This window comes from Acinetobacter sp. 2JN-4 (assembly GCF_003687745.1).
Taxonomy (GTDB): Bacteria; Pseudomonadota; Gammaproteobacteria; order Pseudomonadales; family Moraxellaceae; genus Acinetobacter; species Acinetobacter halotolerans.
The window spans coordinates 281,748-297,826 of sequence record NZ_RDNY01000001.1 but is presented as its reverse complement, the minus strand read 5'-3'; the positions used below and the strand labels follow the sequence as shown (position 1 = coordinate 297,826).

The following is a 16,079-nucleotide window of genomic DNA, read 5'->3' as shown; positions in this document are numbered from 1 at the left end:
GGAGAAGTCTGAAATATAAGCAATCTAGACGATTTTGATAACTTTTTATTAGAATTTTACCAGTATGAAACTCAAATATGACGATTGAGAGAAATTGAAAAATTCTTTAGGTGCGCATTTTTTCGGAATGGGATAAAATCTTGCGGTATTTTGTTTATGAGTAAATCACGTCTATGTACGCGCCAGTGGAGTCCAACCAAGGATTTAATTTCAAGCCAGAGCTTCCTACTAGTTCGGCCTATTATCGCTTGTTGAAAAAACTACGTCGCCAAGTGGGGCATGCAATTCGTGACTACAAGATGATCGAAGATGGCGATAAAGTCATGGTATGCGTATCGGGTGGTAAGGACAGTTATACTTTGCTCGATATCTTGCTGCAATTCAAACGTATTGCGCCGATTAATTTTGATATCGTTGCCGTTAATCTGGATCAAAAGCAACCCGGCTTTCCTGAGGATGTTTTGCCACGTTATATGGAAGAAAATAATATTCCATATTATATCCTTGAAAAAGATACCTACACCATTACCAAGCGCTTAACACCTGAAGGTAAGACCTATTGCGCCGTATGCTCTCGGTTGCGTCGCGGTTCACTCTATGGCTTTGCCCAAGAAATTGGTGCAACGAAAGTGGCTTTAGGTCACCATCGTGATGATATTTTAGCGACATTCTTCCTGAACCTATTCCATGGCGGTAGTTTGAAAGCGATGCCACCGAAATTGCTGTCTTCAGATAAAAAGAATATTCTGATTCGTCCTTTGGCTTATGTTGAAGAAAAAGACATTATCAAATATGCAGAAATGCGTCAGTTCCCGATCATTCCGTGTAACTTGTGTGGATCTCAAGAGAACTTACAGCGCGCGATTCTCAATGACATGTTACGTGAGTGGGATAAGCAATACCCTAAACGTTTACATAGTATTTTTGGCGCATTACAGAATGTATCGCCATCGCAGCTAGCTGATCGAGAGTTATTTGATTTTGAAGCTTTGGATGAACAGCGTGAGTTCGATATGAAAGATCCAGAAGAATTGAAAAATCGTCTAGATGTGGTGAATTTAAGTTTCGCTGCTGAATAAAATGTAAGAAATTTTTTAAAGGCACTTTGTTAAGTGCCTTTTCTTTATAAATTTTTTAAAAATTGAACCCTACGTACAAAAAGTCATAGCCTAAAAGAAAATATACGTGCTATAACATGGCACAAGCAAATTGCTTCATGTGATGTCGTCTGGATAGATGGCACAAGAAATTGAACAAATATATTTGAGGAATAATCATGGCTGCATTTTTAACTGATGATTGGTTTGCAACTGTCGATACACTTACTGCTGAAGCAGGTGATTTAAACTTACCACCAGCACTTGCGAATTTGGCAATTAACTTGGTTGTAACAGATGCAGCTGGTAATACAGAGTTGGCTTTAGACGCTGGTAAAATCCAAAAAGGATTATCTTCAAAAGCTAAAACGACTTTAAATATGGATGCTGAAACTTTACGTAAAGTATTCTTAGAGTTTGATATGGCTGCTGCAATGCAAGCGTTCATGACCGGTAAAATCAAAGTACAAGGCGATATGTCTCAGCTTATGGCTTTACAAACTGCTAAGCCAAGCCAAGAGCAAAAAGATTTATTCAAAAAAGTTCTTGAGCAAACTGCTTAAATTCTTTAAAAAAAAAGCTTACCGAACTGGTAAGCTTTTTTTTGTTTTAGACATTAATTAAACTGCTGGTCTTGATATGCTCTAAATAAGTGCGGATACGTTTAACGTATTTTACAGCTTGTTTATAGCGACTATTTCGAGCTTGGTTACGCTCTAAATAATCATATAAATTTACCCATTGATTTGGGTCTTTACCTTGGGCTTTGATTCGTTTTTGCACTTGGCTGACTGCACCTGGTCCCATATTATACGCCACTAAGGCATACCAGTTACGGTCAGGGTAGGGAACATTGGCAAATTGATCCAGCATCAAATCATAATACTTGGCACCCCCTTGGATGCTTTGTACAGGATCTACACGGTTGCTGACACCCATTGCTCGAGCAGTACTATTGGTTAACATCATTATGCCACGGACGCCAGTAGGCGATACCGAAGTGGGTTTTAGATAAGACTCTTGATAACCAATTGCTGCCAATAAATGCCAATCTAAATTGTATTTAGATGCACTTTGTTTAAAGCTCGCTTTGTAGATAGGTAAACGTTGATTCAGATCTTTTTGGATTGTTGACCAAGATTCAGGTTTAACTACATTACGATTGTAGAAAGAAGCGAGTTGTTGCGTTGTGCCTAATTGCTTACTTTGGCATACAAAGCCACTTGCTGTCAGTGTGAGCGGATCATCAGCTTGTTTAAATACCCAATTGAGTTGTGGGTTTAAACCATTTTTGCTCAAGCTATCTTGATCACCACAACTTGCAGAGAAAGAAACCAGTTGTTTTTTTTCAATCTGATTTAGATTCGCTGTCGTCATAGCCAGATTGGCTTTGCCTTGGGCGATCCATTTTAATGCAGTTGCATTATCTGGAACTGTTTTAAAATCGAGCTTTACATTTAAACTCTGTGCATAGTTTCGTGCTAAATCATAGCCAAAACCATGTAAAAACTGATCTTCTTTAAATACGATCGTTGGATTTTCAACTGCAACCACGGTTAATACATTGCTTGCCAAAACAGTATTGTATTGATGTGATTTTTCAGCGCTCAAGCTATTAAAAGGGAGAATGACCACACCTAATGCTAAAGCTTGAAATGGAAGTTTGGAAGATAAAGAGTTAAGGCTAAGCCTCGACCCAGAACTTGAATTACTGTGCATGTTGTCTCCGCTACAGGTAATTTATGCCCTAAAAGTTCAGCAAAAAAATGCTCTAACTTTTTAAAGTTGATAAATTCAATAAGGGTGGGCAAATCATGACGCCATTCAAAATGACATTGAATTAATCTGGAAAAATGATGTTCGTGTTACACATCATTCACAAAGTGTATAAAAAATAAACAAAAAGTTAACTTAGGGGCGCATAATAAGCGGCAAAAATAGGATTGTCAAATTTTGAACAATAAAATACTGAGAGATTCATCACAACCGCATGATTTGAAAAAGAATAAAATTTATACACTTTAGTGATGTTGAAATAAGGAATACAATGCAACGACTTGTAAACAGACTGTTATATTAGCGTATTTTTTTCTTATGAAATCAAATTTAATTACTCGTAATGGACATGATTTGTTGGTCGCAGAGTTAAAAAAACTCTGGCATGAAGAACGCCCTGAGATTACTAAAAAAGTAAATTGGGCTGCTAGTTTAGGCGATCGGTCTGAAAATGCAGACTATCAATATAATAAACAAATACTTAGGAAAATTGATCGTCGTGTCCGATATTTGGGAAAACGTCTCGAAGAGTTGAAGATCATCGACTATGTACCTGAGCAAGAAGGAAAAGTCTATTTCGGGGCTTGGGTTGAAATAGAAAATGATGCTGGTGAGAAGACAACATTGCGTATCGTAGGCGTTGATGAGATCTACGATCATCATCCTCAGCATATTTCGATTGAATCACCAATGGCACGTGCATTACTTGGTAAAGCCGTTGATGATGATGTTGAAGTACATACGCCGCTCGGAAAAAAAGTATGGTATATCAACTCAATTCGTTATGAAAAAAACGAAAATTGTTAAAATAACAGGGTGTTGATTTTATTTTGATCATTTGATGCATGATTTTGCATAAAAGGTTTGCCAAGGCGCGGTTTTATTTATATGATAGCCGCCATTGGAAGCGTGGCAGAGCGGTTTAATGCACCGGTCTTGAAAACCGACGAGGGTGTGAGTCCTCCGTGAGTTCGAATCTCACCGCTTCCGCCAAATTCAAAAAGCCCTTGTTTTTACAAGGGCTTTTTTATATCTATAGTTTTATATCCCATATAAAAAGTACTTGGATTAGAGTAAATCTTTGAGTGCGGATTAAAATAAAAATGAATGGTGATGTTCTTCAGTAAATAGCTATAGATGCAAAATCATTTTTTGTAGTGAGGAGAGTCGATTTAGCATGTCATGAAGCGTGATTGTTGAGTTTGTCCTAAAGCACTTTTTTACAAGACCGTTATAGAAGATGTGAAAAAATCACTCTATTTATCAAATAAATATGAATCAAATTATATCCGCCAAAGCTTACTTTTTTGGGCTTTTAGTCTAAATTTAATTTCATTTATATCACTCAAAAAATACTCAAAATTATGCATTTTTTGCATGAAATATTTAATTTTTGCATTGTTGTTTTTTTTGAAAAAAAGTAACACTTGCCTCTGCTAATTGTTGAGTCAATTGGTCTGTGCTTCCAGAAAAGCACAACCTATCTGATGAGATCAGCATGGATCGTCATCGAAGATCAAATGTATGTTTGAGATTTGATGCAAAGCGAAATAGGGAAGGAATAACTATTATGAATCAAAAAAAACTGCTCAAATATATTCTGATTGCGATGATCACAGGAATATTAGTGGGTTGGGCATGTCATAGCACTTTAAGCACTGCACAAACAACAGACATCGTGGGTTATTTTAAGATTGTTACCGATGTATTTTTAAGACTAATTAAAATGATTATTGCACCTTTGGTGTTTGCAACCATTGTTTCAGGTCTAATTTCAATGGGGAAATCATCCTCACTCGGATCGATTACGTTCAAAGCAATGACTTGGTTTATTGGTGCATCGTTCATTTCTCTTTTACTTGGGATGGGCTTAGCCAATTATTTCCAACCTGGGGCAGGAATGAATCTCAGTATTCCACAAGAAGCTGTGGATGTTGGCGTGAGTGCTTCTAGCTTAAGCTTGCAGACATTTATTACGCATATTTTCCCGCGTAGTTTTGCAGAAGCGATGGCAAATAATGAAATTTTGCAAATTTTGGTGTTCTCAATTTTCTTTGGTTCAGCATTAGCGTATGTACAGCATCAAACAGGTGCTTCTGTCATTGGTCGAATTATTGATGAACTATGCCGTGTCATGTTCCGTATCACCGACTATGTCATGGCTGCAGCACCGATCGCGGTATTTGCAGCAATCGCATCAGCAATTGCGGTTCAGGGACCAAAATTAATTCTTGATTATAGTATTTTCATTGGGCAGTTCTATATTGGTCTATTGATCCTTTGGATGATCCTCATTTCATTTGGTTATATCTTCTTGAAACGAGATGTTTTTAGATTGATGCGAGCGGTTCGTGAGCCAACCATGTTGGCATTTGCAACAGCCAGCAGTGAGTCTGCATATCCAAAAACGATGGAAGCTTTGGATAAATTTGGTGTTCCGAAACGTATTACCAGCTTTGTATTACCTTTGGGTTATTCATTTAATCTCGATGGTTCAATGATGTATATGGCTTTTGCGGTGTTGTTTATTGCACAAGCCTATAATGTGGATTTGAGTTTTGCTCAGCAGGCTTTGATTTTATTAACCTTGATGATCACCAGTAAAGGCATTGCTGGCGTTTCGCGCGCATCTATTGTGGTGATTGCTTCGACACTTGCGATGTTTCAACTTCCAGAAGCGGGTATTTTATTAATTCTTGCAATTGATCAATTTTTAGATATGGGACGTACTGCAACCAATGTCATCGGAAATAGTATTGCAACCGCGGTTATCGCACGAACTGAAGGTGATAAGCATGAGGTTGAAGAACAAGATGAAGTCATGGTTGAACCAATTATTCCTGTCAGTCGATTGGCAGATAATAGTTAAGATTTAAATTATTCCTATAAAATAGACTTCTTTCATCATTATTTAGCCTTTTTATTTTCTCCCGTCAGGCGAAGAAAAAATATTTATGAAAGCGGTCTATTGAATAATTTATATTTTTAAAATGCTTCGTTTATAGTGATTGTTTAGTTTTTTGGATGTTAATCAAAAATAAAATTTCTAAACAATCACTATTTATATTTTATTGATTTAATAAATTTGAAGAAATTATAAGAAGTATTAAAATTAACGAGAAGTTAATGAATTCCATATATAGCCTATTCGATTTGAAAGTATTATTTCACGTCTGATAATATATATATTTTGAAATGTATGATAATTTTCCTGATCTACGATCATTAATTTTTTTTCAGAAATTTCTTTTTCAATAAGTAGTTTTGGTAACCACGCAATACCTAAACCTTGTAAAGCTAGTTCTTTTAAGTCACCGGCATTATCTGTTTCATATAATGTACGGTAATTTAATTTATTCTCAATAACTTCATCGACACAGTTTCTTAAATAAGCTTGTTTACTATAAGCCAACAGTGGGAAAAGCTGATCAAATGAAAATTTTGGTTGGTTATTATTAAGTGCGGTAACGGGGAGTATTTCCATTTTTACGATTTTATGGAAAGCGAAAAGGGAAGGGTCAAGTTGCTGTAACGTTTTTTGATCACAATAACAAATTAAAAAATCACATGAACCATCCTTGAGCAAACGCATTCCTTGTTTCTGGTTGGCTGCAATAATTTCTAATTTTAAGTCTTCTAAATTGAGTGACAAATCGTGGATAAATCTTGGGAAAAATTGCGTTATTAATGAGTGTGATACTGCGAATTTAACTGTTAATTCATTGTTTTTAATGTTTTTTTCTAGATAGTTTATTGTTGTTTCAAGTTGGTTCTGGATGTTCTTTGCTGAAGCCAATAAAATTTGTCCAGCTTCGGTGAAGTCAATATTTTTACTATGCCGTTTTAAAATTTGGAAACCCAATGCAGTTTCAATATTTTGAATTCTACGTGAAAATGCAGATTGTGTGACGTGTCTCATCTCTGCTGCTTGGGAGATCGATTTTTCTTGCTCGAGTGCAAGTAAATCTTCAATCCATCGAATTTCCAAGGTCATAACCTATCCTTAACGCCTGCTTATATACATTATAATCTATTATGCAAAAAATGCATGTAGTAATATTTTTTTACATTAGAAAAAAATCAATCTGTCCACTAATATAAATTCATTGTTAAGCAGAGTCTATTTAAATGAATGTTAAGATTAACACACGGACTGAAAAAGATTTATTAGGTAATAAAGAAATTCCATCACATTGTTATTATGGTGTTCAAACTTTAAGAGCAATTGAGAATTTTAATCTAAGTCAGAATAAATTGAGTCAATTTCCCGCTTTTATTAAAGCACTGGCAATGGTGAAGTCTGCATGCGCACACGCAAATTTTAAACTCAATAAAATTGAAGAAAATAAAAATAATGCAATCCAATATGCCTGCCAACAGATTTTAAATAATCAGTATCATGAACAATTTATGGTGGATATGATTCAAGGTGGTGCTGGAACTTCAACCAATATGAATATAAATGAAGTTGTTGCAAACGTAGGCTTAGAATATCTTGGTCATTTAAAAGGTGAGTATCAATATTTACATCCAAATAATGATGTAAACATGTCTCAATCAACCAATGATGTCTATCCAACAGCGATAAAAATTGGCTTAATCACTGCAATTCAACAATTAAATGTACCATTCAACGATTTAATTGAAAGCTTCAAAACTAAGTCAGATGAGTTTTCAAATATCTTAAAAATGGGGCGTACCCAGCTACAAGATGCTGTACCTATGACTTTAGGACAAGAGTTTGGTGCTTTTGCAACGACTTTGCAAAATGACTTAGACAAATTAAATCAGATCATGCCTGAAGCATTAAGTGTGGTTAATCTAGGCGGAACAGCAATCGGTACAGGCATCAATACTGAAACGCAGTATCGTGAATATGCCATTGCATCATTGTCAGAGATTACCCAGCGAAACATTAGCAGTGCACCTGATTTAATCGAAGCAACATCAGATATGGGCGATTTCGTATTATTGTCGAGTTTGTTAAAACGTACAGCAACCAAACTTTCAAAAATCGCCAATGACTTACGTTTATTATCTAGTGGTCCACGTGCAGGTTTAAGCGAAATTTATTTAGAAGCGCGTCAGCCAGGCAGCTCGATTATGCCAGGTAAGGTGAATCCTGTGATCCCTGAGGCAATGAATTTGGTCTGTTATCAAGTGATTGCCAATGATTTGGCTGTTACTCTAGCTGCGGAAGCGGGTCAGCTACAGTTGAATGCGATGGAACCATTGATTGCATTTAAACTGTTTGAATCAATCGAGCTATTAGGCAAAGCGATGCAGATGTTCCAATACAAGTGCATTGAAACGATTCGTGCCAATGCCGAACTTTGTCAGTCACAGGTCGAAAATTCAATTGGTATCATTACTGCGCTTAACCCATATTTAGGTTACGAAACGACCACACGTATTGCGAAACAAGCCAATGAGTCTGGGCAAAGCGTGTTGGCTTTGATTAGAGCTGAGAACTTAATATCAGATCAAGTTTTGGCGGATATTTTAGCTGTGAAAAACATGGTACACCCGAAGCAATCGGTATAATTCATTGATCTAATTCATGAATGAATTAGTTAAAGAAGCCCATATATATGGGCTTCTTTGTTATACGGTTAAGAAATATTGCTATTGACCTGACCTTCAGAGGTGAGCATTTCCGCCATTTCTCTGGTTTTCTTCAAGCCGGGCATGCGATATTCAGTATGACCGAAGTCTTTAATGGACTTCCAACGACCACCCCAAGTTAAACCAACTGATTCAGCAACTTGGCCATATAGTTCATAGCCTCTCATCGCCCATGGGTCGCGTTCAGTGATGACCACTTTACCATTTCGTTTAAACGCTACATCGGCAGCCAGTCCAAATTGATGGTAGCTTTGATAACTTCTAGCGCGTGTTGTATTTGGATTTCCTGCCAACATATTCTGACGTTCGGGGCTACGATAACCTTCCAGTAACACCAGCTCATATCCATACTGTTCCTTCATAATCTTAAAGACCATGAGTAACCGCTGCTTATAACGCGGATTCATCTTATCCCATTTACGGTCAACCATGCTGCTGTCCAAAGCACCGTGGGAATGAGTGATTGGTACCTCTATTTGTGATGCATCAACCGAACCGCTGTGTTGAGCGAGATATTCTTGTTCGATACGTGTTGCTTCTATGAGTGCATCATGAATTAAGGTGACATCGACTTCTGGCGGTGGGCTTAGTATTTCACCATTCAATAAAGCATAAACCTGAGGGTCTGTTTCTTTTAAATATTCAGCTTCGATACGGGTTGAATTAATTGGGCGTGTGAAAGCAAAGATCAGAATACTGGCAAATAAAAAGAAACCTGCAATTAAAATCCACCACTGTTGTAGATGCCAGTGTGATTGGATTTTTTCAGGCGCAGCAGCTTGATGCATGTTTTCTGCAAACTGCATCGCATTGACGATTTTCTTTCTGCTACTGGGAAGTAGTGACTGTAATAATTGTACGCATTTAGAGCGTAACTCATAAGACATTAACAACGTCAGTGTCACAGCGACCAAAATAAAACAGAAAGAAATAAACCAAATCATTGGCTATTTCAGTTCATTTACAGAAAATGGTCGTTGGGTCACATTGATTTGTACCGTTGCCTCTGGTGCTTCGGCTTCAACCTCGACCTCCTTTGCTGCATTGGTTTTGGTTGGTTGAGTCGTTATTTTATTTACTTTGTCACTCACAGGTGTTTGCCCATTTTTATTATTGCTAAGCTGTGGAGTCTTTGGTTGTGCTGTTTTTCCCGCATTATGTCCAATTGGGAAAGGAGAGGTCTGTTGTCCTGAATTTACTGGAGGCGGCGCGGCATGTTGGAAAAATTTATTTAACTCACTACTTTGTGGTTGAGTAAAATTACTATCTTCGTCAGATTCAGTGCTTTCTTGAGTCGTAAATTCGATCACGTTAGTGTTTTGAGAATCTTGTTGCGTACTTGTTGGGGGCGGCAACAATACTTCTGCCTGTTCAGACTCATTTGGTTCTTGGTGCGACTGGGCTTTAAAAAATATGAAAAATATCAATAAACTAAAGATGATTCCTGATAGGAATCCGATGAATAAATAAATTACAGGAGATAAAGTCTTTTTTTTATTCGTCTGTAATATGCGTAATGAGGTAGGTTTTTCCTGAATCATGCTGCATCAACTAAGGTAAATGGATTGTAATATGTGCTTCTTCTGCGGGTGCTGAAATCACATTTTGATAAGGAGATAAAGCACTCTGGTTTTGTTGGGATAACATAAATTTTAGCCCTGCAAAAGTCAGCGCAGCAAACATCAATAAAAATATTAAGATCCAAAAGAATGGCAGTTCATGATGGATAATATGTTTAATTTGATCGGGGATCGCTGCAAAAGGGGAAAAAGCCGCTTTTTTACCTTTCAGATAATCAATTTCATCGCCGACACGGGCGACCAGATGATTTAAACTTTCAACGGATTCAAGTCTATATTTCCCTTGAAAACCTAAAAGTAAACAATAATGAAAAATCTCAAGTGCAGCTAAGCGATCTTTACCACGGCTACGTAGTTGTTCCAAAATTTCAAAAAAACGATAGCCTGCTAATTGTGAACCAAACAAGCTGAGTTGCAGAGGGCTAACCAACCACGTATTTTGCAAGTTGAAGTATGCAGCATCTTGTTGAGTGGCGATGGTTTCATCGATTAAGGCGCAAAATGCATATTTAGCATCATGAATATCATCACTCGAAAATTGAAGTCGTTTCGCTTGTTGCTCAAAACGATTTAATAAATCTAGAATTTTGTTACGGAAATCGCTGGGATTTGAGGGGATATAACGATTACGAATTAAAAATACCAAATAGAATCCGTCATGCAGCAGATCTATCAAATTTGTCGTTTGAGATTTATTTTGCGGGAGATTTGATGCAGGTAAACCTGAACCAATTTTTCCATCATCAAATAAAGAGGGTATGCCCGTCGGATGTTGAGTCATCATTGTTCTCTTAGGTATTCATTACGGCAATAAGTTCAATCGTGATATCTTGAAAACCAGCAGGTACATATACACAAATGGTTTCTGATTCAAGCATCTGTTGATATAACTCGTGATGCGGTTCAATCTCAAAGTAACTTACACCTGAACGAACTGGGATCGCCGTTGGAACTTGCATTAAATGGTGTAGTGGCACAGCGGGTAAAGCAGCTACCACACGTCGCTCAACATCAATGGTGCTACCCACTTTAAATCGCAATGGCACAATCTGAATGAGTTCATGCGTTTGCATCACGCTACTTGAAACGGCAATATACAGACGAGTATCACGGGTGATTTTATCTGACTCAAGACTACCGACCCAATAAGACGGTCGAATTTCTTTCAGGTTAATATTGAAGTAGCGGTTTGAAATAATGGTATCTAATAAGTCTCTTAAGATCACATCCAGTTGTTGGAAGCTTTCTTGAAGTTGATGATGTTTGTAATGTGGCAAATGATCTACGTCATAATTGGTCGAAAAGGTCAGTAATGATCCAGTTAAACGTAAAAGTTCGGAAAATAAACGCTCAGGGTGAATCAGTGGATACTGTAATAAATGATTTAAGCCTGCGTAAGACGTGTTTAGTGCGTTAATCAGCCAAAATGAGACAATATCTCCAGAGCGGAACTCAATCAGTTTCTGTTCATTTTCTCGGTTGCTGCTTTGAATTGTTTTGATCTTTGCCTTAATGACATTGAGGGTTCGTTTTAAGTTACTGGTTAAGGCTTCTGACGCTGCAATGTGCAAAATGGGTGGGATAAACTTCTGATCCAACTCAAAAGAACCTGAACTTTGGCGTTTTAATTTACCAACAGCGAGATATAAAAAACCATCTAGGTTTTGACTTGGTTGAATATGTTGTTCTAGTAGTTTAAATTCTGCGCGACGACGCAATAAGCTGAGATCGGCTGGGCTCGCATCGGTGAATAAATCATGCGTTTCAGCTAAATAATTATGATACCGACTGGAAAGCGAGTGATTTCCATCCGAAATATTTTTCTTGTTGGCTTGTAAAATAGGTAAAGCAAGATAAACAACCATTTCACCTTTTAGATTGATATCATCCAACAGTAATGGTTCGGGTAGTAGGTCTTGTGCAGGAGCATTATAAATCTCTCCATCTTGCCAAATGATCTCGACTTCCTCTAACGCCAAAATATGGGTTGAAAGTTGCACCTGGTCAAACTTGAGTTTTTGTACACCATAAGCATAAGGAATTAACGCGCGAATGGTATGGTTTAAACGCTGCTCGTGATAGGTGTCTTGGATTTGGAAATGCTGTGGACGTAAAAATAAGCCTTCGCCCCAAAGAATTTTTTCTGCTTTAAACATATCAATTTACCAGTAATTATTCGTATTCATTCTTTGGCTGAACGCCGAGCATGTCTTGCACCATTTGTAAGGGATGCTCATCTTTAATAACTTGACCCAACCATTCATGTAGCGGCATTTGACTCCATTTAATTGTTTTTTGCAGCATATAACTCACAGGGCTGTGTGGTTCATTTTTTTGAAAGTAAGTGGCAATCTCTTGCAGTACTTGCATGGCTTGTTCACGATTTTCAACATGAGATTGAACTTGTGGTTGAAAGGACAGTTGATTGTGGGTCATTGGAGCCTGAGCCGTAACTGGTTGAGTTGTTGGTGTGCTTGGGGTTGCGACTGGAGTTATGCTTTGTTGAGTAGATTGTTCAAAATGTTCAGTTTTATAGATCTTTTTCAGACTGATATGAATCGTATCTAAACTTGAATCAATCGCTGCAAAACTTGGTGAATCTAAGCCCAATAAGCCATCCAAAACATTTTTAAGTACAGACCATTGTTGGAGGATTTCATTAAAATGTTGGTAGTTTTGATATTGAAAGTTTTTATCTGTATTCAATAAAGCCTGTTCAAATTGCTCTAATTCAGTGTGGTTATTCGTATTGTCATATTCATCACTTTGCTTGCGACGAATATTTTCATGGTAGAGAAAATTGTCATAATCAAGCAAATGATAAAAAGGGGAGTGATCAACTAACGAAACTTTTTTAATCAGTAACGGTAATTGATTAATGAGTCCCTGCAATAAACCAATCCGTTGGTCCAGATCGTCATCTTCGACTTCTGGGTGGATCGTCAGCCAGTATTGCTCAAGTAAGCGATGGCTTAACTCTAGACTTTTGGCAATCCCTGAAAAACCGTAAAGATTTGCCCAAGCCTCAGAAAGCCACGTAAGCAAGCGAATGTCTTTACTTTTAGATTGCAGCAAATCAATAGATGTAGATGCAACAAAATCCCAATCAGCTTGCTTAGGTTCAGTAACCCAATCCCCTTGATCAAGCAAAACATCATCTTGCGTTCTCGCTTTTTTGATGGTGTGAAACTCATTGGAAAAAGAGTAATCTTCACCACACGGCGATTGCTCATGAATTGGTGTAAGTAATGGGGATATGTCCATATTCATAACAATTGGGGCTCAATCTCAATAATCTTAAACGTCAGCTTTTGCTTTTCTACTCGCACGCTTTTTAGGTCCTTTTTCAACGGGATCTAATTGGTAGCTAATATCTTCATCTTTGACGTCAATAACGATAAGTTTCGGTAATTTATGCTCAGCTAAAGCAACAAGAATTTCAGTAGCAAGAGAAGGTAGTACCGTCGAGTTTAGGATATTGTCCACATTTCGTGCACCACTATCAACTTCAGTACAGCGGTTCAATAGTAGTTCGACGAGTTCTTCAGAATACTGAACTTTAGTGGCATATTGCTTCTCAATTCTAGAAACAATCTTACCCAGTTTATGTTTAATGATTCTGACCAGTAATTCATCATGCAATGGGAAATAAGGAACGATCCGCATACGACCAATAAATGCAGGCTTAAACTGTTTATATAAGCTTGGTTTTAAATGTTCCAGCAAGTCTTCAGCATTTGGCCATTCTTCAACAGGTTGGTTTAAGCAAGCCTGCATAATCGCACTTGATCCAGTATTTGAAGTGAGCAAGATGGTCGTATTTTTAAAGTCAATTAGACGACCTTCACCATCTTCTAAAGTTCCTTTATCAAACACTTGGTAGAAAAGCTCTTGTACATCACTATGCGCTTTCTCGATTTCATCTAATAACACAACACTATATGGATTACGACGTACTGCTTCAGTCAGTACACCACCTTGACCATAGCCAACATAGCCTGGAGGTGCACCTTTTAACGAAGAAACCGTATGTGCTTCTTGATATTCAGACATGTTAATGGTGATTAAGTGTTGTTCGCCACCATAAAGCTCATTGGCTAAAGCTAATGCAGTTTCGGTCTTCCCGACACCACTTGGCCCGACCAACATGAACACACCTTGGGGTTTATTTGGATCTTCTAATTTGGCTTTAGAGGTCTTAATGCCTTGCACTAATTGGGTTAGTGCATAATCCTGACCCATGACGCGCTCAGCCAATTTATCTTCGAGCGTTAAAATTTGCTTAATTTCATCATTGACCATATTTCCAACAGGGATACCTGTCCAGTCAGAGATAATTTCATTAATAATTCGAGGCGTGACACGTTCAAACACCAAAGGACTTTGTCCTTGAAGCTGGGTTAAGTCTGTTCTTAACGCGGCGATCTGATCTTTGGTTTCGCTATGTTCATCTTGGGCATTTAACTGTTGGATCTGTTTCACCAAGGCAAGCTCTTGTTGCCATCGCGCTTCAATCTCTTGTATTTCATTCTCTAAAGTCGAAAGCTCTTGGTTAAGCAGCTCTAAACGCTCATGATGGATCGGGAACTGCTGATGTTCTTGCGTTAAAATTTGCTGTTCTAATTTTAGATTGTGTTGTTGAGCTTTGAACTGGTCGAGGATTACTGGTTGGGCATTTTGAGTTAATGCCACACGAGCCGCAGCGGTATCTAACACGCTAATCGCTTTGTCTGGAAGCTGACGTCCACTGATATAGCGATGAGAGGCATGAACAGCAGTGACAATCGCTTGATCATCAATATGTAGGTTGAAATGATTTTGCATGACAGGAATCATGGCACGCAGCATATCGATGGCGACCTCTTCAGTCGGCTCTTCTACTTTTACCACTTGAAAGCGACGACTTAGGGCAGCATCTTTCTCAAAATACTGTTTGTATTCTGCCCAAGTTGTGGCGGCGATGGTTCTTAACTCACCACGCGCCAAGGCTGGCTTGAGTAGGTTGGCTGCATCATTTTGTCCAGCTTGGCCACCAGCACCGATCAGAGTATGTGCTTCATCAATAAATAAAATAATCGGGTGAGAGGAAGCCTGTACTTCTTGAATGACTTGTTTTAAGCGATTTTCAAATTCACCTTTAACACTCGCGCCCGCTTGTAACAGCCCCATGTCTAATACGTGCAGTTGTACATTTCTCAATGCTTCTGGAACTAAGCCCTGCGATATTTTTAATGCTAGACCTTCAACAACCGCCGTTTTACCTACACCAGGCTCACCTGTCAGAATCGGATTGTTCTGCCGACGACGCATCAAGATGTCGAGCATTAATCGGATTTCAAACTCTCGCCCAATAACAGGATCAATCTGTCCATTCTGTGCTTTTGCAGTGAGGTTGATGGTGTATTGATCTAATGCAGGTGTTTTGATGACCGTTGCCGTTTTTTCTTTTGGTACTTCGGTTGATGCTGTTGGCGCTTCAATTTGAGCTTGTTCGCTACTTTGACCACAAATATCCAAAAACTTATGTTTCATGGTATCGATCGGGAATAGCTCAAATAAGCTCGATGCTCTGAAGGCAATTTGTTGTAAATCAGGTGCAGTGAGCAGTGCAATAATTAAATGGCTACTGCGAATCAAAGGTGTTTGCTCAGCAGAAGCTAATAACCATGCTTGTTCAAATAGCTTAACGATTGATTTTGCAAATATCGGAGTACGAGTATTACCTTTGGGTAGAGAGGCAATTGTTTCTTTTAAATCCTGAGTTAAAGCTTCTGCGGAAATATTATTTTTTTGTAATAAAATAAGTAAATCATTCACTGGACTTTGATTTAATAACTCTACAAATAAATGCTCAATCTCAATCTCATAATTCAATTGATTAATGCAGTAATTGGCAGATTTTTCTAATGCAGCACGAGTAGGAGGTGATAGTTTTGTAATTAAAACCTTTAAATTACTCATTTATTACTCACAATAATTTTGAATATCAAGCCCCGCTAAG

13 protein-coding genes and 1 tRNA gene are annotated in these 16,079 nt (G+C 37.9%); 6 read left to right on the top strand and 8 right to left on the bottom strand.

The features are described 5' to 3' along the window. Window positions 1-173 precede the first annotated feature (173 nt). The gene (gene ttcA / locus EAH57_RS01550; RefSeq protein WP_005195634.1) at window positions 174-1,079 is read left to right on the top strand and encodes a tRNA 2-thiocytidine(32) synthetase TtcA; all 906 of its coding nucleotides are present in this window, start codon (window positions 174-176) and stop codon (window positions 1,077-1,079) included. A 197-nt stretch (window positions 1,080-1,276) separates the two neighbouring features. Beyond that, window positions 1,277-1,660 (top strand): SCP2 sterol-binding domain-containing protein, encoded by a 384-nt coding sequence (locus EAH57_RS01545; RefSeq protein ID WP_121928548.1) that lies wholly within the window; start codon window positions 1,277-1,279, stop codon window positions 1,658-1,660. A gap of 46 nt (window positions 1,661-1,706) precedes the next feature. On the opposite strand, the gene EAH57_RS01540 is transcribed toward EAH57_RS01545, so the two are convergent. Then, window positions 1,707-2,816 carry a transglycosylase SLT domain-containing protein gene (locus EAH57_RS01540; RefSeq protein WP_121928547.1) on the bottom strand — a complete coding sequence of 370 codons (1,110 nt, stop codon included), beginning with the start codon at window positions 2,814-2,816 and terminating at the stop codon, window positions 1,707-1,709. A gap of 375 nt (window positions 2,817-3,191) precedes the next feature. On the opposite strand from EAH57_RS01540, the gene greB reads away from it, so the two are divergent. The 3 genes from greB to EAH57_RS01520 all read left to right on the top strand — a co-directional run bounded on the left by greB (window position 3,192) and on the right by EAH57_RS01520 (window position 5,742). Then, window positions 3,192-3,680, top strand: a complete 489-nt coding sequence (gene greB, locus EAH57_RS01530) for a transcription elongation factor GreB (RefSeq protein ID WP_121928546.1) — start codon at window positions 3,192-3,194, stop codon at window positions 3,678-3,680. A 96-nt stretch (window positions 3,681-3,776) separates the two neighbouring features. Further along, window positions 3,777-3,866 (top strand) — tRNA-Ser (locus EAH57_RS01525). Between the two features lie 577 nt (window positions 3,867-4,443). Then, complete coding sequence (locus tag EAH57_RS01520) at window positions 4,444-5,742, top strand: dicarboxylate/amino acid:cation symporter (RefSeq protein WP_121928545.1); 1,299 nt, start codon at window positions 4,444-4,446, stop codon at window positions 5,740-5,742. 243 nt (window positions 5,743-5,985) lie between these two features. Here the strand turns inward: EAH57_RS01520 and EAH57_RS01515 are convergent, their stop codons facing one another. After that, window positions 5,986-6,867, bottom strand: coding sequence for a LysR substrate-binding domain-containing protein (locus EAH57_RS01515; protein WP_121928544.1), 882 nt, complete (start codon window positions 6,865-6,867; stop codon window positions 5,986-5,988). 134 nt (window positions 6,868-7,001) lie between these two features. Here EAH57_RS01515 and EAH57_RS01510 point away from each other — a divergent pair, with 134 nt between their 5' ends. Further along, window positions 7,002-8,417: an aspartate ammonia-lyase gene (locus EAH57_RS01510; protein WP_121928543.1), complete on the top strand. Its 1,416-nt coding sequence runs from the start codon at window positions 7,002-7,004 to the stop codon at window positions 8,415-8,417. A 68-nt stretch (window positions 8,418-8,485) separates the two neighbouring features. On the opposite strand, the gene EAH57_RS01505 is transcribed toward EAH57_RS01510, so the two are convergent. From EAH57_RS01505 to tssH, 6 genes are read right to left on the bottom strand one after another with little or no spacing between them, the layout of a single operon-like run. Continuing rightward, window positions 8,486-9,442, bottom strand: coding sequence for a M15 family metallopeptidase (locus EAH57_RS01505; RefSeq protein ID WP_121928542.1), 957 nt, complete (start codon window positions 9,440-9,442; stop codon window positions 8,486-8,488). Between the two features lie 3 nt (window positions 9,443-9,445). Continuing rightward, window positions 9,446-10,039 (bottom strand): hypothetical protein, encoded by a 594-nt coding sequence (locus EAH57_RS01500; protein WP_121928541.1) that lies wholly within the window; start codon window positions 10,037-10,039, stop codon window positions 9,446-9,448. A gap of 10 nt (window positions 10,040-10,049) precedes the next feature. Then, window positions 10,050-10,859: a type IVB secretion system protein IcmH/DotU gene (icmH, locus tag EAH57_RS01495; RefSeq protein ID WP_121928540.1), complete on the bottom strand. Its 810-nt coding sequence runs from the start codon at window positions 10,857-10,859 to the stop codon at window positions 10,050-10,052. Between the two features lie 10 nt (window positions 10,860-10,869). Beyond that, window positions 10,870-12,234: a type VI secretion system baseplate subunit TssK gene (tssK, locus tag EAH57_RS01490; RefSeq protein WP_121928539.1), complete on the bottom strand. Its 1,365-nt coding sequence runs from the start codon at window positions 12,232-12,234 to the stop codon at window positions 10,870-10,872. Window positions 12,235-12,250: 16 nt separating this feature from the next. Then, window positions 12,251-13,348: a type VI secretion system protein TssA gene (tssA, locus tag EAH57_RS01485; protein ID WP_121928538.1), complete on the bottom strand. Its 1,098-nt coding sequence runs from the start codon at window positions 13,346-13,348 to the stop codon at window positions 12,251-12,253. Window positions 13,349-13,375: 27 nt separating this feature from the next. Beyond that, complete coding sequence (gene tssH / locus EAH57_RS01480) at window positions 13,376-16,039, bottom strand: type VI secretion system ATPase TssH (RefSeq protein WP_121928537.1); 2,664 nt, start codon at window positions 16,037-16,039, stop codon at window positions 13,376-13,378. Between the last annotated feature and the right edge of the window lie 40 nt (window positions 16,040-16,079).